The 23,866-nt window shown below is 27.4% G+C and carries 22 protein-coding genes; 16 read left to right on the top strand and 6 right to left on the bottom strand.

Annotated elements, in window-relative coordinates:
* Positions 1 to 28: 28 nt before the first annotated feature.
* The 4 genes from Q0762_RS10995 to Q0762_RS10980 all read right to left on the bottom strand — a co-directional run bounded on the left by Q0762_RS10995 (position 29) and on the right by Q0762_RS10980 (position 2,972).
* A complete protein-coding gene (locus Q0762_RS10995) occupies positions 29 to 208 on the bottom strand; it encodes a hypothetical protein (RefSeq protein ID WP_298766875.1) in 180 nt (59 codons plus the stop codon).
* A gap of 281 nt (positions 209 to 489) precedes the next feature.
* The gene (locus tag Q0762_RS10990) at positions 490 to 840 is read right to left on the bottom strand and encodes an SdpI family protein (protein ID WP_298766873.1); all 351 of its coding nucleotides are present in this window, start codon (positions 838 to 840) and stop codon (positions 490 to 492) included.
* Positions 841 to 931: 91 nt separating this feature from the next.
* Entirely contained in the window at positions 932 to 1,801 is an 870-nt protein-coding gene (locus tag Q0762_RS10985) for an acyl-CoA thioesterase II (protein WP_298766871.1), read from the bottom strand.
* A gap of 4 nt (positions 1,802 to 1,805) precedes the next feature.
* Positions 1,806 to 2,972 carry a peptidogalycan biosysnthesis protein gene (locus Q0762_RS10980; RefSeq protein WP_298766869.1) on the bottom strand — a complete coding sequence of 389 codons (1,167 nt, stop codon included), beginning with the start codon at positions 2,970 to 2,972 and terminating at the stop codon, positions 1,806 to 1,808.
* Positions 2,973 to 3,187: 215 nt separating this feature from the next.
* Between Q0762_RS10980 and Q0762_RS10975 the strand changes: the two genes are divergently transcribed.
* The 7 genes from Q0762_RS10975 to Q0762_RS10945 all read left to right on the top strand — a co-directional run bounded on the left by Q0762_RS10975 (position 3,188) and on the right by Q0762_RS10945 (position 11,230).
* Positions 3,188 to 4,303, top strand: a complete 1,116-nt coding sequence (locus Q0762_RS10975) for an HlyD family efflux transporter periplasmic adaptor subunit (RefSeq protein ID WP_298766868.1) — start codon at positions 3,188 to 3,190, stop codon at positions 4,301 to 4,303.
* Between the two features lie 46 nt (positions 4,304 to 4,349).
* Positions 4,350 to 7,682 carry an efflux RND transporter permease subunit gene (locus Q0762_RS10970; protein WP_298766866.1) on the top strand — a complete coding sequence of 1,111 codons (3,333 nt, stop codon included), beginning with the start codon at positions 4,350 to 4,352 and terminating at the stop codon, positions 7,680 to 7,682.
* A 10-nt stretch (positions 7,683 to 7,692) separates the two neighbouring features.
* Positions 7,693 to 9,036, top strand: coding sequence for a TolC family protein (locus Q0762_RS10965; RefSeq protein WP_298766864.1), 1,344 nt, complete (start codon positions 7,693 to 7,695; stop codon positions 9,034 to 9,036).
* Between the two features lie 62 nt (positions 9,037 to 9,098).
* Positions 9,099 to 9,233: a hypothetical protein gene (locus Q0762_RS10960; protein ID WP_298766862.1), complete on the top strand. Its 135-nt coding sequence runs from the start codon at positions 9,099 to 9,101 to the stop codon at positions 9,231 to 9,233.
* Positions 9,234 to 9,383: 150 nt separating this feature from the next.
* Positions 9,384 to 10,016: a Crp/Fnr family transcriptional regulator gene (locus Q0762_RS10955; protein WP_298766860.1), complete on the top strand. Its 633-nt coding sequence runs from the start codon at positions 9,384 to 9,386 to the stop codon at positions 10,014 to 10,016.
* Entirely contained in the window at positions 10,013 to 10,330 is a 318-nt protein-coding gene (trxA, locus tag Q0762_RS10950) for a thioredoxin (RefSeq protein WP_298766897.1), read from the top strand. Before Q0762_RS10955 ends, trxA begins: the two co-directional genes overlap by 4 nt.
* Before the next feature lie 318 nt (positions 10,331 to 10,648).
* Positions 10,649 to 11,230 (top strand): methyltransferase domain-containing protein, encoded by a 582-nt coding sequence (locus Q0762_RS10945; protein ID WP_298766858.1) that lies wholly within the window; start codon positions 10,649 to 10,651, stop codon positions 11,228 to 11,230.
* Between the two features lie 237 nt (positions 11,231 to 11,467).
* On the opposite strand, the gene Q0762_RS10940 is transcribed toward Q0762_RS10945, so the two are convergent.
* The gene (locus Q0762_RS10940) at positions 11,468 to 12,937 is read right to left on the bottom strand and encodes a M56 family metallopeptidase (protein ID WP_298766856.1); all 1,470 of its coding nucleotides are present in this window, start codon (positions 12,935 to 12,937) and stop codon (positions 11,468 to 11,470) included.
* A gap of 2 nt (positions 12,938 to 12,939) precedes the next feature.
* Complete coding sequence (locus Q0762_RS10935; RefSeq protein WP_298766854.1) at positions 12,940 to 13,299, bottom strand: BlaI/MecI/CopY family transcriptional regulator; 360 nt, start codon at positions 13,297 to 13,299, stop codon at positions 12,940 to 12,942.
* 513 nt (positions 13,300 to 13,812) lie between these two features.
* Between Q0762_RS10935 and rnpA the strand changes: the two genes are divergently transcribed.
* From rnpA to Q0762_RS10890, 9 genes are all read left to right on the top strand, one after another.
* The gene (rnpA, locus tag Q0762_RS10930) at positions 13,813 to 14,211 is read left to right on the top strand and encodes a ribonuclease P protein component (RefSeq protein ID WP_298766853.1); all 399 of its coding nucleotides are present in this window, start codon (positions 13,813 to 13,815) and stop codon (positions 14,209 to 14,211) included.
* Positions 14,192 to 15,823: a S41 family peptidase gene (locus Q0762_RS10925; protein WP_298766851.1), complete on the top strand. Its 1,632-nt coding sequence runs from the start codon at positions 14,192 to 14,194 to the stop codon at positions 15,821 to 15,823. The genes rnpA and Q0762_RS10925 overlap by 20 nt, the downstream gene beginning before the upstream one ends.
* Before the next feature lie 34 nt (positions 15,824 to 15,857).
* Positions 15,858 to 17,543, top strand: a complete 1,686-nt coding sequence (locus tag Q0762_RS10920; protein WP_298766849.1) for a hypothetical protein — start codon at positions 15,858 to 15,860, stop codon at positions 17,541 to 17,543.
* An 8-nt stretch (positions 17,544 to 17,551) separates the two neighbouring features.
* Positions 17,552 to 18,595, top strand: a complete 1,044-nt coding sequence (locus tag Q0762_RS10915) for a hypothetical protein (RefSeq protein ID WP_298766847.1) — start codon at positions 17,552 to 17,554, stop codon at positions 18,593 to 18,595.
* Positions 18,596 to 18,614: 19 nt separating this feature from the next.
* Entirely contained in the window at positions 18,615 to 19,160 is a 546-nt protein-coding gene (rfbC, locus tag Q0762_RS10910; RefSeq protein ID WP_298766845.1) for a dTDP-4-dehydrorhamnose 3,5-epimerase, read from the top strand.
* Between the two features lie 12 nt (positions 19,161 to 19,172).
* Positions 19,173 to 20,450 carry an oligosaccharide flippase family protein gene (locus Q0762_RS10905; protein ID WP_298766843.1) on the top strand — a complete coding sequence of 426 codons (1,278 nt, stop codon included), beginning with the start codon at positions 19,173 to 19,175 and terminating at the stop codon, positions 20,448 to 20,450.
* 20 nt (positions 20,451 to 20,470) lie between these two features.
* Entirely contained in the window at positions 20,471 to 21,421 is a 951-nt protein-coding gene (locus Q0762_RS10900) for a glycosyltransferase (RefSeq protein ID WP_298766841.1), read from the top strand.
* Entirely contained in the window at positions 21,421 to 22,590 is a 1,170-nt protein-coding gene (locus tag Q0762_RS10895) for a glycosyltransferase family 4 protein (RefSeq protein ID WP_298766838.1), read from the top strand. Before Q0762_RS10900 ends, Q0762_RS10895 begins: the two co-directional genes overlap by 1 nt.
* Before the next feature lie 446 nt (positions 22,591 to 23,036).
* The gene (locus Q0762_RS10890; protein ID WP_298766836.1) at positions 23,037 to 23,762 is read left to right on the top strand and encodes a hypothetical protein; all 726 of its coding nucleotides are present in this window, start codon (positions 23,037 to 23,039) and stop codon (positions 23,760 to 23,762) included.
* The last annotated feature ends 104 nt before the right edge of the window (positions 23,763 to 23,866 follow it).

Raw genomic sequence — 23,866 nt, 5'->3', positions numbered from 1 at the left:
TAAAAGAGGAATTAAAGGTATAATGTGCTTAGAAAAAAGAAGCGAAATTTGGTTTTTTAATTGTTTTTATTTTGCTAAAAAATTTCGCAATTCTAATAATACCAAAAACACCAATTGCCATAGCTACTAATACAATAATTAGTTGTAAATCTATGGTAGAAGGCTCTTGTGCAGCTTGAAAATCTGGAGGTAAAATTTGTAAAAACATTATCTTACGTTTTAGTTATTATTCAAATGTACATGGTTAAAAAAAGAATTTAACCTGTTTTACGACGAATGGCTATATCTTGTAGTCTAACAGTAAGAAATTCTATTTTAATTAAATACTATTTTTAGCACCACAATGCATTTAGAATTTGATTGTAGTAGCTTTTAAAATTTCCGTTTTAAGATTAGAATGTAAAGCTCTAGGTACTTTAAAAAAAATTAAAGTTAGCTATTTTAGCTCAAGTAAATTGATTTGAAATACTATAAAAGTAGGTTGATTATTTACTTTTTCTTTTTGCCTTCTTCTGTAAAATTATCGCTTAAAGCACGTTCTGTTTTAATAATAGAAACTAAAATAGACAACATAACCAACACCATAGGTTCCCAAGTTAAAACTTTTGTGGCGGTTGTAGCCAATGCCAACATACCAATGAAAGAAATGCCTGTATAAATTAAAAGCGATTTGTTAAAAGTAGCATTGGCAAAGTCCCATATTTGTTGATTTTGCATTGCTTTTGGTGTTCTGTAACCGTACAAACCATTTATTTTTTTTGGTGGAAATTTCCAAAAAATGATGCTAATTAAAAATAGTAAACCGTTTGTGGTAAAAATGTAAATTAAAGAATCGTTCATGATTTTAAAGTTTTAAAGTTAAAAAACAACTGATATGATTATTTGCATATGCTTTTAAATCTAATTTTATTTTTTAAGTTGTTCTTAAAGCCTAGATTTTCTTTGGTCTTAATAAACCTTCTTGTGCAAAAGAAGCTATTAAAACACCAGTTCTTGTAAAAATATTTCCTTTTGCCAAACCTCTTGCGCCATATGCGTTTGGTGATTCTGCTGAAAACAGCAACCAATCATCAAAATTAAAATCTCTAAAAAACCACATAGAATGATCTAAACTTGCTGTTTGCGTATTTGCAAAACTAAATTTACTACCATTAGGATTAAAAGCAGCATTTAAAACATTATAATCAGAAATATAAGCCAATATTTCTTGTTTGGTTCTTGTAGAAAATTCTTCGTGATTATCTCCTTTTAAGCGAAACCAAACTTGCTCATTTGCTGGTAAATCTTTAGGTTCTAAAGGGTTTGGAACTCTAACAGGTTTAAACTCTATTGGCCTTTCTATGTTTAAAAAAGCTTTGGTAGCTTTTGGTAAAAAATTGCCAAATTGTTGCAAAATATCATCCCAAGATAATAATTCTTCGGGTTGTTTTATGGTGGTATCAAATGCCGTTTGATGCTCAAAACCGGCTTCTTTAATATGAAAAGACGCCGCTAAAATAAAAATGGTTTTATGGTTTTGACTAGCAGTTACCCTTCTGGTAGAAAAACTGCCACCGTCTCTTATTTCTGTTACCTTGTAATGAATAGGAATATTTAAATCTCCAGCTTCTAAAAAGTAAGAATGTAAAGAGTGTAAAAACCTATTGCTAGGTATGGTTTTATAAGCAGCTGTTATTGCTTGAGATACCACCTGACCTCCATAAACATTTGGACTGCCAATGGTAAAACTGTTTCCAGAAAAGGTAAGATCACCTAAGTTTTTTAAATCTAAAAGGGCAAGTAAATCTTTACTATTTTGCATTTATTTAATTTTTTTTGAAAGGAAATTTTTGCTGAAAAGGAGTAGGTTCTACCTTTTGTAAAAATAACTTTAAAATTTTATTTGTAATTGTTTTTTTATGACGCAAATACATGGTTAAGTTTTGCGGTGTTGCCCCTACAGAACTTTTTATTTCGCTAGCTGTTCTTCCAAAATTAATAGTTTTTAATTCTTTAGAAATCGCAATAGTTATGTACTCATAAAGCATTCTTTGGTAAATTGCATAAGTTCTATTCAACTCATAATCAATACCTACAAAATGTGCGTCTAATTCCTTTTTGTTGATGATTCCAGATAAGAAACCAACCATTTGGTCTTCTAAATAAAAAGCTTTTAAAATATAGTTTTCTTTAAGTTTCTTTTTAAAATCGATGTAGGTTTCTAAATTAAATTTCCCCAAATTAAAATCTGCATTATCAGCTACTTTGTTGTAAAGTAAAGTCATTTTAGGGAGTTGAGAAATGATATTTTCTTCGGTAATTTCTTCAATTCTAAGGTTTTTACTCAATTGAAATGCTTTTTTAGCTTTTACACGAAACTTGGTTTTCATGGCCGTTAAATAATCATCAAATTGTAGCCAATTTTTATCTAGTTTTAATTGCATATTGGGTTCTACAGAAAACGGATGATAGCTAAACTTTTTCAATTCATTGGTAATAAATAAAGATTCCTCTTCAAAGTCCTTCATCAGAAAAGCATCAATTGTATTTTTTAGCGTTTTATTATTCGTTACAAAATAATTAATACCTTCTGCCAAAGCTTTCATAACCTTGGGTTTGTTTTCTTTTTGATTGATAACCAAACCGTGTTCTCCACTAACAAAAGTGTTTCCAGAAATTAATAATTTTAGCGGTTTATGTTCTTTTAAAATGCGCAATTTTGTGCATAAGTTTTTAAGGATATTAAAATCTTTTTGCATGGCTTTTAAATGAAAATCTACCATTTGTAATGTAGAAAAAGCAATGGCTTTATGTTCTTTATTTAGTAAAATAAGATAGCAAAAATCTATTTTAGGATGATTTTTTTCAATCGATTTTAAAAATAACCGACTAAAATATACATTGGTTTCACATTGCAATTCCTCCCAAATATTAGCAGGAATTTCATCTATAGAATTATAAAATAAAGAGGTATTGGTGTGCTTACAAAACATGTATAAAACCGAATTATTTCTCAGATTTTTTTTAGGCTATAAAGGTCGCTAAAAAAATAAGATTAAAGGTAACGATTCTATGAAAACCCAATTATAACATATATTTAACAAAGTTGTAGCAGCTAAAACTACTAAGGTTATTGTGAAAAAGTATCTTTGTACTCACATTTCTAAAGCGCCTTCGTTTTGTACTAAAAAGGCACAATCAATTCATTATGAGAAAAATAATTTTAGCAGTATTGGGAGTTTTAACCATTGTAGCTGCTGTGTATTTTGGTAATATTTTAGTTGAAAAAAATAACAAACCCAGACCAACATTTAAAAAGCAAATTAAAACTGTTTTTGTAGAAAATGTTGTGAATACAGAAATTCCTATTATTTTAACGGCGAGTGGTAATTTAGTTGCAAAAAATAAAATTGCCATATTTTCTGAAGTCCAAGGTATTTTAAAAACGGCCAAGAAACCTTTTAAAGCAGGAGCTACGTATTACAAAGGGCAAACGTTATTAAGTATTAATAGCGATGAATTTTATGCAAGTTTACAATCTCAAAAAAGCAATTTATACAACTTAATTACAGCCATTATGCCAGATATTCGTTTAGATTATCCTAACGAATTTCTAAAATGGGAAAGCTATTTAAAAAGCTTTAATTTAAATAAAAGTGTACCCAAATTACCAACGTTTATAACAGATAAAGAAAAGTATTTTATTTCTGGCAGAGGTATTTTAACTGCATATTATAACGTTAAAAATTTAGAAGTTCGTTTTTCTAAACACAACATTAAAGCACCTTATACAGGTATTTTAACAGAAGCTTTGGTTACACCAGGAACTTTGGTTAGGGCTGGTCAAAAATTGGGAGAGTTTATAGATCCAAGTATTTATGAAATGGAAGTTTCTTTAAATGCAACCTTTGCAGATTTACTAAAAGTGGGTAATGCTGTTAAATTAACCAACTTAGAAAAAACAAAAAGTTATACAGGTAAAGTTGTAAGAGTAAATGGTAGAGTAAACCAAGTATCGCAAACCATACAAGCTTTTATAGATGTAAAACATCCAGATTTAAAAGAAGGGATGTTTTTAGAAGCCAATTTGGTAGCAAAAGCAGAAAGTGATGCCATTAAAATTTCTAGAAAATTATTGGTAGATAATAAAGCCGTTTATACCGTAGAAAAGGACAGCATTTTAACCTTAAAAGAAATAAATCCTGTTTATTTTGGTGCAGAAAATGTGGTTGTAAAAGGATTGCAAAATACAGATAAAATTTTAACACAACCTTTACCAGGAGCATTTACAGGTATGGTAGTTAAAATTAGTAAAAAGAAGTAGTTATTGAACGTTGTAAATACTACAACACCATAAAACTCACTACAAAATGAAAAAAATAATTACCTATTTTATAAAATATCCTGTTGCCGTAAATGTTATGATTTTAGCATTTATAATTTTTGGTGCAGTGGGTGCTATTAGCATGAAATCTTCCTTTTTTCCTTTGGTAGATTCTCAATTAATACAAATATCTTTAGTGTATCCTGGAGCTTCTCCTGCAGAAATGGAAGAAGGTGTTGTGCTAAAAATAGAAGACAATTTAAAAGGAATTGTTGGGGTAGAAAGAGTGACTTCTGTTTCTAGAGAAAATAGTGCCAATGTAAATGTAGAAGTAGAAAAGGGTAAAAATATAGATGTTGTTTTGTCTGATGTTAAAAACGCTGTAGACAGAGTTCCCTCTTTTCCATCGGGTATGGAGCCTGCTGTAATTGCAAAAGTAGAAAGTGTAAGACCTACTATTAGTTTTACGGTTAGTGGAAACAATGTTTCGTTAAAATCTTTAAAACAATACGCTAGAAATATAGAAAATGATATTCGTGGAATTGAAGGTATTTCTCAAGTAGCCATTTCTGGTTTTCCAGAAGAAGAAATAGAAATTGCGGTACGCGAAAACGATTTACGCGCTTATAATTTATCTTTTGCAGAAGTTTCTAACGCAGTTAGAAATTCTAATTTATTAATTACAGGTGGTAATATAAAAACGGCAGAAGAGGATTATTTAATTCGTGCTAGTAATAGATCTTATTACGGTGTAGAATTGCAAAATTTAATTGTTAGAACAGAGCAAAATGGAACTATTATTCGTTTAAAAGACATTGCAGCTGTAAACGATGTTTGGTCAGAAAACCCAGATAGATTGTATTATAATGGCAATTTGGCCATAAACGTAACCGTAAGCAATACCAATAACGAAGATTTAATTTCTTCTGCAGATAAAATTAAAGAATACATTCACGAATTCAATCAAAAACAACAAAACGTACAATTAAATGTTTCTAGTGATGCTTCTATTACGTTAAACGGAAGAACAAAATTATTGCTAGAAAACGGAATTGTAGGAATTCTTTTAGTACTCTTTTTCTTAGCTTTATTTTTAAATTTAAGATTGGCAATTTGGGTAGCCTTTGGTTTGCCAGTAGCCTTTTTTGGAATGTTTATTTTTGCGGCGCAATTTGATGTTACCATAAATGTTTTGTCTCTTTTTGGGATGATTATTGTAATTGGTATTTTGGTTGATGATGGTATTGTTATTGGAGAAAATATTTATCACCATTATTATGATTTAGGAAAATCTAAAATAAAGGCAGCAATAGATGGTACTATGGAAGTTATACCACCTATTGTTTCTGCCATTTTAACCACTATTATTGCGTTTTCTACCTTCTTTTTTGTAGATGGGAGAATTGGTAGTTTTTTTGGTGAAGTTTCTACAATTGTTTTATTAACACTATCCGTTTCTTTAATTGAAGCTTTGGTAATTTTACCAGCACATATTGCACATTCTAAAGCTTTAAAAAGAAGAAATGAAGAGTATTCTGTTAATAATTTCGATTTTAATCAAGCCAATATTTTTATAATTGAAGAAAATAGAAATGAAGTAATTGTTGAGAAAAATGGTGAAAAAATCGTTTTATTTAAAGAAAGTAAAATAGATGTTTTTTTTCGCAAAATAAATAAAGGTGCAGACAAGTATTTAAGCAAATTTAGAGATGCTTATTACGTACCATTTTTAAAGTTTTCTTTAGCCAATAAAGTTTTTATTTTTTGTGTGTTTATAGCCACTTTATTAATCAGTTTTTCGGCATTAAGAGGTGGTGTTGTTAAGAGTTCTTTTTTTCCTAGAATTGCTAGTGATCGTATTCAAATTAATTTGAATATGCCACAAGGAACAAATGAAAAAATTACGGATTCTATTATTTCTGTAATTGAAGAAAAAGTATGGTTAACAGAAAAAGAATATAGTAAAAAACAAACAGGTAATATTTCTATTGTAGAAAATGTAATTAAAAGGGTTGGTCCAGGAAGTGCAAATGCAACGTTAACGGTAAACCTTTTGCCTGGTGAAGAAAGAGATTTTTCATCACCAGAAATTACAAACTCAATTCAAGAAAAAGTAGGTAAAATTTACGGCGTAGAAACCTTAACTTTTGGTTCTGGTGGTAATTTTGGTGGAAGCCCTGTAGCCGTTTCTTTATTAGGAAATAATATTAGAGAATTAAAAGCCGTAAAAGAGGAATTGAAAACGGTTTTAGAAAACAACCCTGTTTTAAAAGATGTTGCAGATAATGATCCTGCAGGAATAAAAGAAGTTCGCATAAAGTTAAAAGACAACGCCTATGTTTTAGGACTTAATTTACAAGCTGTAATGGCACAAGTGCGTGCAGGTTTTTTCGGGTTTCAAGCACAACGTTTTCAACGTGGCCAAGATGAAATTAAAGTTTGGGTACGTTATGATAAAAAAGACAGATCTTCCATTAAAGATTTAGATGATATGCGCATTGTTACGCCATCTGGCAATAGAATTCCGTTTGCAGAAATTGCCACTTATGTTATAGAAAGAGGAGATATTGCCATTAATCATTTAGAAGGAAAAAGAGAAATACAAGTAACTGCAGATTTAAAAGATTTATCTGCCAGTGAAACCGATATTTTAGACAATATTAAAACGGTAATTATGCCAGAAATTTTGTCTAAATACCCAACTGTAAAACCTATTTACGAAGGCCAAAATAGAGAAGCCAAAAAAACTACAGATTCTATAAATGTGGTTGGACCAATTATTTTAATGTTAATTTATATTGTAATTGCATTTACCTTTAGGTCTTATAGCCAGCCAATTTTACTAATTATTATGATTCCTTTTAGTATGATTGGTGTTATTTGGGGGCATTATTTTCACAGTTTTTCTATCGGAATTTTATCGTTTTTAGGCATTATAGCCTTAATTGGTATTATGGTAAACGATGGTTTGGTATTAATTGGTAAATTCAACAGTTATTTAAAAGAAGGTTTTAAGTATGATGAAGCCTTGGTAAAAGCAGGCCAATCTCGTTTTAGAGCCATATTCTTAACCACATTAACTACCATTGCAGGTTTAGCGCCTTTAATTTTTGAAAAAAGTAGACAAGCACAATTCTTAATTCCAATGGCAATTTCTATTGCATATGGTATTGCTATTGCAACAGTTTTAACTTTAATTATGTTGCCTTTAATGCTTTCTGTTTCTAACAGTATTAAGGTAAAAATAAAATGGTTAAGAACAGGCAATGAGATTACCAAAGAAGAGGTAGAAAGAGCTACTATAGAATCTAAATATGACGAAGAAGAACCTGCAGAAATAGAAAGTTCTAAGGAATCAAATTTATCATTAGATGTTTAAAAGAAAAACCATGAAACAAAAAAATATAATGTTAATTTGTGTTGTTTTTTTAACGACTCTTCAACTGTTTTCCCAAGAAATTTTAACCAAAGAGCAAGCCTTAGCAATAGCTTTAGAAAATAATTTTGGTGTAAAAATTGCGAATAATAATTTAGAAGTTGCAAAGAATAATACAAGTATATTAAACAATAGGTACTTACCAACTATTAGTTTAAATTCTGGAGCAGATTATAGAAATAACAACCAAAGTTTAACCTTTACAGATAGAGAAACTGGTAATGATGCAGAAATTGCAGGAGATGGTATTGTCACAAAAAGTTACAATGCTACGTTGGGTTTAAATTATACTATTTTTGATGGTTTAGGTAGAAAATACAACTACCAACAATTAAAAGAAACGTATAATTTAACTGAAGTTCAAGCAAGAGAAACTATAGAAAATATCTACTTACAATTGTTTACAAGCTATTTTCAAATTGCGCGTTTATCAGAAAATACAAACAATATAAAAGAAGCATTAACCATTTCTAAAAAACGTTTAAAACGTGCTACTTATCAATATGAATATGGGCAGTCTACTAAATTAGAGTTGTTAAATGCAGAAGTAGATGTAAATAATGATAGCATTACTTTAATAAATGCAAAACAGCAATTAAGTAACGCAAAACGTGGTTTAAATGTAATTTTAGGTGTAGAGAAAGATGTTAATTTTGAAGTAGAAACTACCGTAGATTTTAATAAAATGCTAGTTTTAGAAGAATTAGAAGAAAAAACTATGAATAACAATAGTTTGTTATTACAAAATGAAAAAAATATTGCTATTAGTGAGTTCAATATTAAAATTAATAAAGCAAATTTTTTACCAGCCTTAAATTTTAATGCTTCTTATGGTTTTAATAGAACCGAAAACGAGAATTTAATCAACCCTTTTGGTGCCCGTTTAATTACTTCTGATGGTTTAAATGCAGGAGTAACATTATCTTGGAATATTTTTGATGGCGGCGCAACCAAAACAAGAGTAGCTAATGCTAAAATTGCTCTAGAAAATCAACAAATATTATTAGAACAACAAAAAGTAACTATAGCTAACAATTTAAAAAATACTTGGGAGAATTATAAAAATCAACTTTTTATATTAAAAGCACAGCAAACTAATGTTTTAACAACCAAAAATAACTTTGATAGAACTCAAGAACGCTACAAATTGGGGCAAGTAACATCCATAGAATTTAGACAAGCACAAATTAATTTGGTAAGTGCAAAAACAGCATTAAATAACGCAAAATTTGATGCCAAATTAATAGAATTACAACTTTTACAGTTAAGTGGAGATATTTTAAATGTAAAATTTTAAAAACATGATTTTTATCATAAAACAGGATATATAAACTTGCTATTTTTACACTATAAATAGTTATGAGTTTTTTTAATTTACCTTTAGTTTCTTGGATTAATGGCACTGTTATGATTGGTGCATTTGCTTTAGTAGTAGTAGGTTTAGTAATAGCAGTTTTTTTGTTAATGAACAGTGATAAAAAATCCGTAAATTAATACGTAAGTAGTTTTGTTAGTTGCTTAAAAACCCAAGTTTGTGCTTGGGTTTTTTTATTTACTCGTTTTTTTTTAACTAAAAATAAGCTTTCTATACGGTAAGAGATCATACTATTTTTCTGTATTTTTAATTTTCTAAATATTTTAAAAATGAACACAGCGCTCACAAACAATTTTGGTTATTTATTTGAAGAAGCACTTTTAGCAGAAATAGAAACATTAGGTGTTGCTAAAGAATTTAAAGCAAATACGACAATTATAGAATTTGGAGATTTTATAAAGTCTATGCCATTATTACTTTCTGGTGCTATAAAAATTTTAAGGGAAGATGATAAAGGAGACGAGTTAGTACTTTATTATTTAGAAAAAGGAGATACTTGTGCAATGACTTTATCTTGCTGTATGGGGCAAACTAAAAGTAAAATTAGAGCAGTTGCAGAAACAGACGTTTCTTTAATTTTATTACCAAAAGAAAAAATGACACTTTGGTTAAGCAAATATAAAACATGGCAATCTTTTATTTTAGAAAGTTATCACAATAGGGTAGAAGAACTTTTAGAAGCAGTAGATACAATTGCTTTTTTAAATATGGAAAATCGTCTCTTTAAATACTTAAAAGACAAAGCAATGGTAATACATAATGATGAGTTAATTACAACGCACAAACAGATTTCTGAAGATTTACATACCTCTAGAGTAGTAATTTCTCGGTTGCTAAAAAAGTTAGAAAATGAAGGGAAGATAAAACTATTTAGAAGTAGTATAAAGATTTTAACACTATAAAATTTGTAAATAAAAATACAATGAATTTTAAAGAAATAATACAACAAGACAAACCAGTTTTAGTAGATTTTTTTGCAGAATGGTGTGGGCCTTGTCAAACCATGAGTCCTATTTTAAAAGAAGTAAAAGATGTTTTAGCAGATAAAGTAGCTATTCTTAAAATAGATGTTGATAAAAACCAAGCAATAGCTACCAAATTTCAAGTTAGAGGTGTGCCAACATTTGTACTTTATAAAAAAGGACAACAAGTCTGGAGACAATCTGGAATGGTTTCTAAAAAAGATTTAATTTCAATCTTAGAAAAGTTTAGTTAAATTTTCTAGTAAGAAAAGTTTAGATGAATAACAAAGCTTCTCGATACAAAATTTCTGAAAAAGAAATTTCACTCGAAGTGACATTTACTGAGTATTTTAGTGCGAAGGTAAAAACATATTGTCAGTTGGAGTGATTTCGATTTTTCATCGAAATTGTATCGAGAACTACTTACTATTAAAACTTGTCATTTCGACTTTGTGGAGAAATCTTTATTATTATTATTATTATTGAAGTTGAGACGAATATAAAAGATAAAAATGAATCCTAAATTAACTTATCAGACGGTTTTTTTAGAAAGAAAAACATAATTTTGTAACATGGAATTATCTGCAGATTTTTGGAATAACAAATACAAAGACAACAAAATTGGTTGGGATTTAGGAGAAGTTTCTCCACCATTAAAAGCCTATTTTAATCAATTAGAAAATAAAGAATTAAAAATTTTAATTCCTGGAGGAGGCAATTCTTACGAAGCAGAATACTTGTTTCAAAAAGGTTTTAAAAATGTTTTTGTTGTTGATTTGTCAGAAATAGCTTTAAAAAACATCAAAAAACGTGTTCCTAATATTCCAGAATTAAACTTAATTCACGCTAATTTTTTCGATTTAGAAGAAACCTTTGATTTGGTGATTGAACAAACCTTTTTTTGTGCCATAAACCCAGCATTAAGGTCTAAATATGCTACTAAAATGCATTCAGTTTTAAAACCAAAAGGTAAATTAGTTGGGTTAATGTTTGATGCGAAATTAAATGAAGATCATCCACCTTTTGGTGGCAATAAACAAGAATATACAGCGTATTTTCAACCTTATTTTAAAAATATTATAATGGAACCTTGTTATAATTCTTATTCAAATAGACAAGGTATGGAGCTATTTGTTAAAATGACTAAAAAGTAACATTTTATTTTAATTTATTCTAAATAAGATTTATATTTGCAGTATAATTTTTTAGAATGATTATTTTTTACACACAACAAACGCCAACAATACAATTGCAACAAAAAGTTGCTTGTAATGTTTCTTGTGCTGCAAGTTGTGGTTTAAAGGCAAAAAGCAAGTGTTGTAATAAATACAAAAAAAAGGGCATCAATTGTAAGCGATGCCCTAATATATTGCTGAAAGCAGCTTCTTAAATTAAAACGTATTTAACACAGGTTTAATTTCTAAACCATTTCCGTTTGAATAAAAGCTTATTGATATTCCATTAAAATTCTTTCCATCTAATTTATAGTTATAAGATGATTTCGAGTCTTTAGTTTGTGCATTAATTTTAATTTCTGTAATTCTGTTATTTGCATCACGTTTGATATCTAAAAACTCGATAATTACTCCTTTTTCCTTTATTGTTTTTTCAAATTGACGTAATGCTTTATCAGTTTCTGTATTATTGATATAAAATCCAATAGAATTATTATCTAAATATCTAAAATAATCAGATTCATTATATGTATCATCAACGATTGAACCCATAGAAATTAATTTAGTTTCTAAATTGTATTTTAATATTAGAGAGTGTTTCATGTGTTTAAAAGGAAAAACTTTTAGAAAAGTTGCTTCATGTTTTTGTTCTCCATTGTAAAAACTATGCTTAAAGTCGGCTAATTTTTTGTCTTTATTTTCTATTTCAAACTTAAAATCGATGTTGTATTTCTTTTTAAAGATTTTACTTTGATTTTTTAGTTTATCTAAAGTTGTATTTTTATTAAAAACGATCTCAATAATTTCTCCTTTCTTTATAGAATCTTTTTCAATATATACTTTTTCAGTATTAAAGTTCATTAAAAATAATGCGAATACAGGAATTACTAACGCATATTTAAGTTGATTAATTTTTTTAGATTTAGTTTTTTGTAACATAACAATTCGTTTTTTTATGGGTGATTTATAAAAGTTGTTGGATATCGCCAACTGTTTATTTTTGATACTCGTTTTAAGTAAAGTATATTGATAATTTTTTTTACAGTTTGTATTCTTAATTGCTTTTTCATCAGCAATAAATTCTAAGTTTTCTTTTACAGTTTTAGCATACAACCATATAAAAGGGTTAAACCAAAAGACTACACAAGACAGTTGTGTTAAGATGATATCTATAGAATGTAGTTCTTTAACATGTGCTTTTTCGTGTTTTAAAATATGTTCTAATTCTTCTTTGCTAAACATCGTAGAATTGTATACAATCCATTTAAAAAACGAAAAGGGTAAAATATTTTCATTTGTTTTTATAACTGTAAAACCCTCTTGTTTTATAAATGTGTTTTGCTTGGTGATGCGAATTAAGGATATGAATTGAAGCACAAAACGAATAAAAAATCCTAATACACCAAGTAGATAAATAACAGGTATATAATCTACTATCTTAAAAGGCTGTTCTATATGTTCTGTAGTTAGAGGAATTAATGAAGTTTCAGAATATGAAGTAGTTGTAAAGTTTGGTGTATATTCTATATAAACAGGAATTGTAATGAAAGGAATTAAAAATATTGTAAAAACCCCTACTAATAAGAATATTCTATTAAACTGAAAAAACGTATCGTTTTGTAATACTATTATATAAAATACATATAGAATAAACGTTATTACACTTGCTTTTAAAAAATATTCCATAATTATTTCTTTTGTTCAATTAAAGCAATAATTTCTTTAAGCTCAGCTACACTAATTTTTTCTTCCTTTGCAAAAAATGATACCATATTTTTATAAGAGCTATTAAAATAGTTGTTAATAGCTGTATTCATAAATTTTTTTCTATAATTTTCTAGAGATACAATAGGAAAATATTGATGTGTTTTTCCATAAGCTGTGTAACCAACATAGCCTTTTTCTTCTAGTTTTCTAATAATTGTAGAAAGTGTGTTATAATGTGGTTTTTCTGTTTTAATTGCTGCTAAAACATCTTTTACAAAAGCTTTTTTTAGCTTCCATAAAACGTGCATAATTTCTTCTTCTTTATTGGTTAGCTTTTCCATTTTTAATTGATAATTATTAAAGTCATCACAAATATATAACTATTTTTGTAGTTATATAACTTAATTTATAGTTATTTAACTATTTTTTAAGTTTTACAATGAGGTTTTTCAATTCAAAATAGATTTTAAAAAGTAAATAGAAATCGTCTTTAATATTACTTAATAGTTTTTTTCTTTTAAAAGAAGGTAAGTAATTGCTGTAAAAAAAAAGGCATCAACTGCAAGCGATGCCCTAATATATTGTTGAAAACAGCTTCTTAAATTAAAGGTTATTATTTTCTACATTAAAGGGTCTAAACCAAAATTTCCTATTAAAATTTCTAAGTTTCACGCAAACCTTGTAGTTTTTTTTATTAACGTGTTTTCTTCTGTAAATAGATTGTTTACATCATAACAATGTTTTATTTATTAATTTGATGGATTAATTTTATGCCGAACCAAAAATTAATTTCTTTTTAAAGTTAAATGCAAGAAATTGTTAAAAAGTAAACCATTTCTTTTAAGTTTGTCCTAATGAAAAATACGTTAGGAAAAGAAGAACGTCTAAAAAGTAGAAAACTAATAGAAAAACTCTATTCAGAAGGCAATTCTGTAAAGAAATTTCCGTTAAGAATGGTGTACATTCAAACCAAACACACTTCTAATTTTCCTGCACAAGTGGGCGTTTCTGTGCCTAAAAGAATTTTTAAATTAGCCGTAAAAAGAAATCGTATTAAAAGGTTAATGAGAGAAACTTATCGTTTACAAAAAGAAATTGTTTACAATAATTTAGATTTACCTTATGTATTTATGATTTCGTATATTGGTAAAGAAGAAATTAAATATGAAAGTTTATTTGTAAAAATGGAGGAATTACTTACTCTTTTTGTAGAAAAAACTAAAAAAACAACAAATGAAGATATTCAACTTTAAAAAGAAAACTATTGTTTTATTATTAATAGTTACTGCGTTTTTAACCTATTCTTTTAAATCTAAATTTTTTGAAGTCGCTAAACAAATAGAAATTTACAATACATTATTTAAAGAATTAAATATGTATTATGTAGATGAAATTAATCCTGCAGAATTAACAAATAAGGCTATAAAAAACACCTTAAAAGATTTAGATCCGTACACTAATTTTTATAATGAACAAGATGTAGAAACTGCAAGAATTAGAAGAGCAGGAGAATATGGAGGCATTGGTGTAGCTGTATATTACACCTCTAAAGGTATAGAAATTAGTGAAGTTTACAAAGGATATGCTGCAGATAAGGCTGGTTTAAAAGTAGGAGATGTTATTGTTTCTGTAGACAATCAATCTATTAAAAATATGAAAAGAGACCAACTTTCTATGTTTTTAAAAGGCACACCTAATAGTAAGTTTACAGCAGAAATAGAAAGGCAAGGCAAGAAAACTACTAAAGAAATTACAAGAGATAAGGTAGTAATAAACCCGGTTCCTTTTGCAGAAATGATAGACGAAGAAACGGGTTACATAACTTTAACGCGTTTTAACGAGAAAGCGTCTTCTGAAGTAAAAAAAGCATATCGTAAATTAAAAAAACAAGGAATGCAAAAACTAGTTTTTGATTTGCGTTCTAATCCTGGAGGTTCTTTATTAGAGTCTATAAGAATTTGTAATTTCTTTTTACCAAAAGATAAAGTAATTGTTACTACAAAAGCGAAAGTTAAAAAATGGAGCAACACCTATAAAACTAAGCAAGAGCCTTTAGATTTAGAAATACCAATTGTAGTTTTAATAAACGAACGTTCTGCATCGGCATCAGAAATTGTAAGCGGTTCTTTACAAGATTATGACAGAGCTGTAATTCTAGGAAAACGCTCTTTTGGTAAAGGATTAGTGCAACGTTACAGACAATTAACCTACGGTACACAATTAAAACTAACCATTTCTAAATACTACACACCAAGTGGTAGGTGTATACAAGAGTTAGATTATACCAATAGAGATGATAAAGGAAATATACCTAAATTTTCAGACAATGGTGTAAATACATTTAAAACAGAAAACGGAAGAACCGTTTACGATGGTGGAGGTGTAAGACCAGATGTTGAGATAAATACAACAAATAGAAACAAGGTTACCGATGCTTTATTAAAATCTAAAGCCATCTTTAATTTTGCAACTAATTATTATTACACCAATCCTGCTATTGAAGAATTAGCAAATTTTGAGTTTAAAAGTTCAGAATTTAAGCAGTTTACAAATTATCTAAAGAAAGATACCACTTTTGTTACACCTCAAGAAAAGTTATTTAAAGAGGCTTATAATATGGCTAAATCTGCAAGTATTGCTAAAGAATACAATACTATCAAAGAAAAATTATTTGAAGAAAAAGTAGCAAAAATATCAGAAAATAAAGATATTATCACAACACTTTTACAAGCAGAAATTATAAAGCGATATTTTTATAAAGAAGGTATTTATAAGTATAATTTAGTAAATGATAATACCATCTCTACAGCAGTAGAATTATTAAACAATCAAGGGAAGTATAACAAACTATTATCAACTAAATAATAGTATATTTACAAACTTAAAAAGTAAAAATTCCTTGAAAAAGATTACCAGAACAAGAGCACAAGAAACTACAAATGCTATAGAAAAGTTATACATTTCTATGCGGCATTTATTTACTAGAGGTTTTTATAAACCCATGGGTGTGTCTGGAGAAACGTTGCGCAAATCTTTACTATTATTAAGGCCAGAAATTTATGGTTCTATTGCAGAAGACAGAATAGAATTAAACGGCTTAAGTTATGTTATAGAAAGACTTCCAGAAGGTATAGAAGAATGCCAATTTATAAATCTTACAGCAGATGAAGGCTATAAAAATTCTCATTTTAAAGCTATAATTCCGCCTAAAAGGCGAAGAAATTGTTACAGAATAGATAAAGATCAAATGAATATAGAAATTACCAGAGGAAGGTCTGAGATTTTTGATATTCTTACCCATTTGACGTTTTTATTTATAGAATCGCACAAAATTCAAGACAGAGTTACCCTTAATGATGGTGAAGATTTTACCAGAGAGTGGAAACATTTAGAAGAAATTGTAATTTATCATAAAGAAATTTCTAGAGAAGAAATAGAAGTGGTTCTTGTACATTTGGCCAATATTTTAGGAAGAACGTTTGATGAAGTTGCTAAAATTTATACCAATTTTGCTACAACGAAAAATCCAAATCGTTTTTTTCAATTGATTTATTGGTTAGGTAAATTGGCAATAAATGAAGTTTTAGAAAACAAAAAAAGAACGGTTACTTTTAGTTCTGTTTTAGTAGAAGAAATAGGTCATCATATTTACGGAGAAATTTGGGCAAATAATATTAAAAAGGTTTTAAAAAATAATAATTTATTAGAAAGACCAATACATATAATTAGCGCAAATATGCACAGTGTTTTAAATTCTGTGTATGCAAAAAATGCATTAGCAAAAGAAGCAGAAAATTTAGAAGGTTTTAAAATTTATCAGTTATTAAGTGAAGAAAATAGTAAGCCTTTACAGAAAAAAGTAAAAGATTTTGCTTCTAAAAATGGGTTGCTTTATATAAAAGATACTTCAGGTACCAATATTAATGTTCAAATTATAGATACTTCTAAAATAAACTTTAATGTTTTATCGTTTAATAGAAAAGAAAATATAAAAGACAATGCAGTTTTAGTGGTAATGGATTATGCTTTTGGTGAGCAGGCTTACGAAACTATGGACGAACTTTTAAAACCCTATACCTGTGAAAAAAACACAGATACTTTTTTAGACGTAAAATCTGTATCTATAATGGGTAAAGCAGGAATTTTAGAAGGTGGTAAAGGTGATATTATGATACCATCTGCACATATTTTTGAAGGAACAGCAGATAATTACCCTTTTAAAAACCAACTTTCTAAAGAAGATTTAGAGGGTTTTGGAATTGATGTTTTTGATGGATCTATGATTTCAGTTTTAGGAACCTCTTTACAAAATAAAGATTTATTAAAGTTTTTTTACGATTCTACCTGGAACGTAATTGGCTTAGAAATGGAAGGTGCACATTACCAAAAAGCCATACAATCTGCATCTAAGATTAGAAAAACAATAGCAGAAGACGTAAAAGTAAGGTATGCTTATTATGCGTCAGATAACCCGTTAGAAACGGGAGCCACACTAGCGTCTGGTGGTTTAGGGTTAACAGGTGTAACACCAACTTACGCCATAACTCAAAAAATATTAGAACAAATATTTAATAATTTAGATTAAAAAATACAATGTCAACCAACACAAACAATTTAAATAATAACGAAGAAGTAGATTTGGGTTCTTTATTTGTAATTATAGGTAAAGGTTTCTCTAAACTCTTTAATTTTATTGGAAGTATTTTTAAAGGCATTTTTCATGCATTTATTTCCGTTTTAATTTTTGTTAAAGAAAATATTATAAAAATAGGAATTGCAACCGTAGTTGGGTTTGCTATAGGATTGTTTTTTCAAGTAAAATCACCAACAAAATACGGCTCTGATTTATTGGTAAAGCCAAATTTTGAAAGTGTAAATCAGTTATACAACAACATTAACTACTACAACGATCTTGTAAAACAGAAAGATACACTAGGTCTTCAAAAAACATTTAATTTAGATAAAGCAACTGCTGCGTCATTAAAGAGTTTTACCATAGAACCAGTAATAAATGGTTTAGATATAATTAATTCTTATGATGATTTTATTACTTCTGTAGACACAACTACAGTAAAAAGTTATGATTTTGAAGATTTTAAAACATCTTTTAAAGAATTAGATTATAAGGTTCATAAAATTAATGTTTTAGCAGAAAAAAATGATGTTTTTACTAAGTTAGGCGAGGTTATTTTAAATTCTGTTGTAAAAAACAAATACTTTAATCGAAAGAAAGAATTAACGAATGAAAATTTAAACAGAACAGATTCTCTTTTAAGACAAAATTTAAGTCAAGTAGATTCTTTAAGAAGAGTTTATATGCAAGTAATGCTAGATGAAGCTAAAAAACTAAGTACTGGAACAAATATAGATTTGGGTGGCGTAAAAAGTAGAACTAAGGAGTTAGACTTATTTGAAACAAATAAAAAATTGAATTCAGAATTACAAGAGGTTATAGAAGATAAATCTGAGGAATATGAGGTAATAAATGTAATTGCTAACTTTCAACCAATAGGTTATGAGCTTAAAGGAATCACAAAAAATAAAGCAGTGCAATTTGGTTTACTAGGCGCACTTTTCATGTTTTTTATTTTAGTTTTCTTAAAAATAAATACATTTTTAAGTAATTACAAAAAGTAAATAATTCATCAGATATTAAATGAAGGTAACAGAAACTTTTTTAAAGGATTGTTTTGTTTTAGAGCCAAATGTTTTTGGAGATAAAAGAGGTAGTTTTATAGAGACTTTTAATAAACAGACTTTTCAGCAAAAGACAGGTTTGGCGGTTAATTTTCTGCAAGACAATCAATCTATTTCTCAAAGAGGTGTTTTAAGAGGTTTGCATTTGCAAACAGGAGATTTTGCCCAAGCAAAATTGGTAAGAGTTATAAAAGGGAAAGTACTAGATGTTGCTGTAGATTTTAGAGAAAATTCACCAACATTCGGACAACATTTTTCCATTGAATTATCAGGAGAAAACAACAAACAATTGTTTGTTCCTAGAGGGTTTTTACATGGTTTTGTTGCTTTAGAAGACCAAACTATTTTTTCTTATAAAGTAGATAATTTTTATAACAAAGAATCAGAATTTGGGATTATTTATAATGATAGAAGTTTAGGGATAGATTGGAAATTGAAGGAAAGTGAGGTTGTTTTGTCTGAAAAAGATGGAATACTACCAAACATAGATAAAACTATTAGATAAAAAAGCTTTACTTTGGATAAGTACATAAAAGATATTCTTTTAAAATCATCAAAAGCAACAATTATACAAGTTGTAGGTATTTCTTCAAGATTGATTGCAAGTATTTTTTTGGGAAGAGAATTAGGAGCTTCAGGGTTAGGAGATATCAATTTAATAAATCAAATTATAACAATTATTTTAGTTTTCACAATGTTTGGTATGGACCATGTCTTAGTGAAAAACATTTCGATTTATTTATTTAGAAAAGATTCAACATCGATAGGAAGAACAATTTTTACTGCCTTATATATTACCACAATTATAGCTTTTTCTTTATCATTACTTCTTTTTTTTAGCATAGAACAAGTTTCTTTTTTTTTTTCATGTAAAGAACTAAAAACACCTTTAATTATTTCTAGTTTGGTTATAATACCACAAACAATGAGTAATGTATTTGCTTCTGCAATAAATGGTTTTAGCAAGGTTTGGCAAAGTAGGCTTCTTAAAGATTTTTTAACTTCAATTTTTGTTTTATTAGGTCTTTTACTATTTGTTTTATTTGAAGTTAAAATTAATTTATTAAATGTTATAATAATTTACACAATAAGTAGGTTTATAACCTTTTTAATATCTCTCATATACTTGAGAGAATTATATAAGCCTATATTTTTAATAGATTCAATAGATAAATCAATGATAAAAATGGCTAAACCATTATTATTTGTTTCTGCAACTACATTACTTTTGTCATCTGTAGATATAATTATGCTTGGTTGGCTAAGTAGTTCAAAGAATGTAGGTTTATATACAGTAGCAACTAGATTAGTACTATTTATTGCTTTTTTTTTACAAATAACAAATTCTGTTCTTTCACCAAAAATTGCGGCTTTGTATGCAAATAAAAAAATTGGTGAAGTCTCAAGTATAGTAAAGAAAGTTACTTTTTGGCTAATAATTATTGGTCTTGTATCAACTTTATTTTTTATTCTTTTTGGTAAATATATTTTAACTTTTTGGGGAGAAGAGTTTATTGAAGCTTATTATTCTCTAATGATTCTTTGTTTTGGTCAATTTATTAATATATCAACTGGTTGTTCAGGTGTTTTATTAATTATGAGTGGAAATGAGAAAGTATTTAGTTATATTTCTGGTGTTTTTTTATTGATTAATATTGTATTAAATTTTATATTTATTCAGCTTTATGGAATCCTTGGAGCTGCCATTGCAACTAGTTTAACTATTGCTGGTGAAAATATTTTAAGAGTAATTATTGTAAAAAAAAGAACAGGTATTTTAACACTTCCTTTTTAACAAAATATAAAACAAACTAAATGAAAGTTACAGTAGTTATAGTAACGTATTCTAATAGGTTTCACTTGTTAAAACAGGTGTTAGAATCATGTTTAGAGTCTGGTGTAAATAATATTGTTGTAGTTGATAATAATTCTGATGAAAACAGTAGCGTTAAAATAAAAAACTTTGTAAATAAGAATAAAAAGTTAGAATTAATATCAAACAAAACCAATTTAGGTTCTGCAAAAGCTTATAAACAAGGTTTAAAAAGAGCTAATCAGATAGATAACGAATATATTTGGCTCTTAGATGATGACAATAAACCCAGAAAAAACGCTTTAAGTATTCTTAAAGGTTTTTGGGATAATAAACCTAAAAATGTTTCGGCAATATTATCTTACAGACCAGATAGATATCAATACAAAGATGCTGTTATTTATCAAGATCCTACTATTGTTTTAAGTAAGAAAAACAGTTTTTCTGGATTTCACCTTAAAGATAAAATTTTAAAGTTAGTCTCAAGACCTAAAAAAAGTGTAAATAATTCATTTGGAGAAATAGCTTACGCACCTTATGGAGGTCTTTTATTTCATAAAAAATTACTCAATAAAATTGGCTATCCAAATGAGAAGTTTTATTTGTATTCAGATGATCATGATTGGACATACAGGATAACTAAACAGGGAAATAAAATTTTTATAGTTTTAGATAGTGTTATAGATGATATAGATACCTCTTGGGCAATAAAGAATAAAGAAAAAACAATTTTCACAAAAATAAAAAATGCTCCACCATTTAGAGTTTATTATACCATAAGAAATAGAATGATTTTTGAGAAAGAATATTTAATAAGTAATAAACTTATTTATAACTTAAATAAAAATTTATTTAGTGTAATTTTATTTTTATTTTCATTTAGAAGTAAAAATTTTAAAGTTTTTAAGAGGGCTCTTAGTGATGCAAATAATAATAATTTAGAAAATTATTAATGAGAATAATTATCGTTAACACCCTTTATGCACCTTATTCTATTGGTGGAGCAGAAAAATCTGTTCAAACCCTTGCAGAAGGTTTTAGTAATTTAGGAAATAAAGTTTTAGTAATTACATTAGGTAAAGAAAATAAATTTTTTGAATTAAATGGTGTTTCTGTAAACGTTCTTAAGTTAAAAAATAAGTATTGGCCTTTTGGTGTTAATACTAGTAATAAATTTGATAAGTTAGAATGGCATATAAGAGATGTGTCTAACAAAAAATACGATTTAAAAATAAAAAATATTTTAATTTCATTTAAACCAGACATTCTGTTAACTAATAACTTAGCAGGGTTTTCTACTAGAGTGTGGTCTATTGCAAAAACATTAAATATAAAAATAGTACATACTTTAAGAGATTATTATTTACAATGTCCTAAAACAGTAAAGTTTCGTGAAGGTAAAAATTGCGAAAAGTTATGTTTTGACTGTAATGTTTTATCCGTTTTTAAAAAGAAAAATACAGCAAAAGTAGATTTTGTAATAGGTATAAGTGAATATATATTGAATGATCATCTTAAAAATAATTATTTCAAGGACACCCCTAGTCAAGTAATTTATAATGGATTTGATATTGAGAAAACGAATCCAATTCATAAAACAGATGGAATAGTTTTTGGATTTATTGGTCAAATAAATAAAACAAAAGGTATTGAGTTACTCCTAAAAAGTTTTCTAAATTTAAAAGTTACTAACTGGAAACTATTAATAGCAGGAAAAGTAGATGTAAACTATTTAGAATATTTAGAATCTATCAATAACTCTAAAAACATTGAGTATTTAGGTTATGTTAATAGCGCTACTTTTTTTAAAAAAATAGATGTATTGATAACTCCCTCTTTATGGAATGAACCATTTGGAAGAGTGGTAATAGAAAGTATTTTTAATAAAAAACCTGTTTTAGGAAGTTGTAGAGGTGGAATCTCGGAACTGTTGTCTAACAACAAAGAATTCTTATTCAACCCTATAGAAAGTGAATTGAATATTCTCATAAAAAAAATAATTTCTAATAAGAGTTTTTTAGATAATTTTAAATTTGATGAAGAATTTCTCTACAAATTTAATAAATCAAAAACTATAGAATCTTATAGTAATGTTTTTAATAAAGTTATAAACAAAGACTAATGAAAGTTAAAATAAAAAAAATATTTTATTGGTCTATTATTCTTCAAATTTTATCAACTCAAGGAGTTTTATTTTTTATTATTTTTAAATATTTGGGTAATTGGGAATTAAAAAAAATATTACATCCAATTTCGTTTATTTTAGTTGTAGCTTTTTTTATTCTTAAAGCCATAAAGAAAATAAAAATATCCACCTTAGATATCATATTTTTTATATACTTTTTTGTCCTTTTTTTAGTAATGATATTTAAAGTTGATGGTTTAGAAACCGGATATATTGTTTTTAGAGAAGTTTATTTTCTTTTTATTCTAATATTTATTTTTAGTCAAATAGAAATAGAAAGGAAATACTTTAGAATAGTACTGAATTTGATGCTAATTTTACTTTTGTTAAACTCTCTTTTTATTTTTTTAACCAATTATTTAGGGCCAGTAAAATTTATGATTATGATTACGGATAGATACAGATGGGGTATAGATCCAGAATATAAATTTAAGATAACTAACTTTTATAAATTTTGGAGATCTCCAGCATTAATTGGTGACGCTGCTTCTGTTAGTTATTTTAGCGTTATAAGTTATTTGTTAATGGATCAAGACAAAAACTTTAATAAAATTAAGTATATAGCCTTATTTCCTTTGTTTTTTTCTTTTGTTAGAAGTGCATACCTTGTTTTCTTATTATATGAATTTTTAAAATTTTTCATTCAAAAGAAAAATTTAAAAATATTAGTATTGATATTTAAAATTGGAATTCCAATTTTAATAGTTTCCATAATTATTCTTTCAAAATATAATATACTCTCTACTGCCTCTTTATATCATAGGTTTTATCTTTGGGCAAATAATACTAATGTTGACTATAGTTTTATTTTTGGAGCAGAAATAGGTAAAGTAGGAGGAGGAGCAAGAGGACAAGGTTTTATAGGAACTATAGATAGTTACTGGCTTTTTCTTTTATTTTCCTCTGGTATTATAGGTGTTTTACTTACTGTTTTTTTTATTTTAGAAAAAAGTTTAAAAAACAATAAGTCTATATTTATTTTAATTTCATTTTTTATTGCAGGTTTTTTTGTGAACCTTTCTCAAAGTTTAGTTTTTTTAAGTTTGTTTCCACTATTCTTTTTAAAAATACAAGAAGATTTAACTGTATTATATAATACAAAAGAATGAATGAGAAGTTAAGAAAAATGTTTATTGCGTTAACTTTGTTAATAGCTGCTTTTCCAATTTTAACATTTGGAATAAGGAGTGTGCTTACTTTTTTATGGGCAATT

It is taken from the genome of uncultured Polaribacter sp. (assembly GCF_947495205.1).
GTDB lineage: Bacteria > Bacteroidota > Bacteroidia > Flavobacteriales > Flavobacteriaceae > Polaribacter.
Note: the sequence above shows the minus strand (reverse complement) of the source record. Positions and strands in the feature narration are given on the sequence as shown.

Bases quoted from the DNA above. Each gene is read 5' to 3' on its own strand.
- Q0762_RS10995 (WP_298766875.1), bottom strand. From the start codon at position 208: ATGTTTTTACAAATTTTACCTCCAGATTTTCAAGCTGCACAAGAGCCT.
- Q0762_RS10990 (WP_298766873.1), bottom strand. From the start codon at position 840: ATGAACGATTCTTTAATTTACATTTTTACCACAAACGGTTTACTATTT.
- Q0762_RS10985 (WP_298766871.1), bottom strand. From the start codon at position 1,801: ATGCAAAATAGTAAAGATTTACTTGCCCTTTTAGATTTAAAAAACTTA.
- Q0762_RS10980 (WP_298766869.1), bottom strand. From the start codon at position 2,972: ATGTTTTGTAAGCACACCAATACCTCTTTATTTTATAATTCTATAGAT.
- Q0762_RS10975 (WP_298766868.1), top strand. From the start codon at position 3,188: ATGAGAAAAATAATTTTAGCAGTATTGGGAGTTTTAACCATTGTAGCT.
- Q0762_RS10970 (WP_298766866.1), top strand. From the start codon at position 4,350: ATGAAAAAAATAATTACCTATTTTATAAAATATCCTGTTGCCGTAAAT.
- Q0762_RS10965 (WP_298766864.1), top strand. From the start codon at position 7,693: ATGAAACAAAAAAATATAATGTTAATTTGTGTTGTTTTTTTAACGACT.
- Q0762_RS10960 (WP_298766862.1), top strand. From the start codon at position 9,099: ATGAGTTTTTTTAATTTACCTTTAGTTTCTTGGATTAATGGCACTGTT.
- Q0762_RS10955 (WP_298766860.1), top strand. From the start codon at position 9,384: ATGAACACAGCGCTCACAAACAATTTTGGTTATTTATTTGAAGAAGCA.
- Q0762_RS10945 (WP_298766858.1), top strand. From the start codon at position 10,649: ATGGAATTATCTGCAGATTTTTGGAATAACAAATACAAAGACAACAAA.
- Q0762_RS10940 (WP_298766856.1), bottom strand. From the start codon at position 12,937: ATGGAATATTTTTTAAAAGCAAGTGTAATAACGTTTATTCTATATGTA.
- Q0762_RS10935 (WP_298766854.1), bottom strand. From the start codon at position 13,299: ATGGAAAAGCTAACCAATAAAGAAGAAGAAATTATGCACGTTTTATGG.
- rnpA (WP_298766853.1), top strand. From the start codon at position 13,813: ATGAAAAATACGTTAGGAAAAGAAGAACGTCTAAAAAGTAGAAAACTA.
- Q0762_RS10925 (WP_298766851.1), top strand. From the start codon at position 14,192: ATGAAGATATTCAACTTTAAAAAGAAAACTATTGTTTTATTATTAATA.
- Q0762_RS10915 (WP_298766847.1), top strand. From the start codon at position 17,552: ATGTCAACCAACACAAACAATTTAAATAATAACGAAGAAGTAGATTTG.
- rfbC (WP_298766845.1), top strand. From the start codon at position 18,615: ATGAAGGTAACAGAAACTTTTTTAAAGGATTGTTTTGTTTTAGAGCCA.
- Q0762_RS10900 (WP_298766841.1), top strand. From the start codon at position 20,471: ATGAAAGTTACAGTAGTTATAGTAACGTATTCTAATAGGTTTCACTTG.
- Q0762_RS10895 (WP_298766838.1), top strand. From the start codon at position 21,421: ATGAGAATAATTATCGTTAACACCCTTTATGCACCTTATTCTATTGGT.
- Q0762_RS10890 (WP_298766836.1), top strand. From the start codon at position 23,037: ATGATTACGGATAGATACAGATGGGGTATAGATCCAGAATATAAATTT.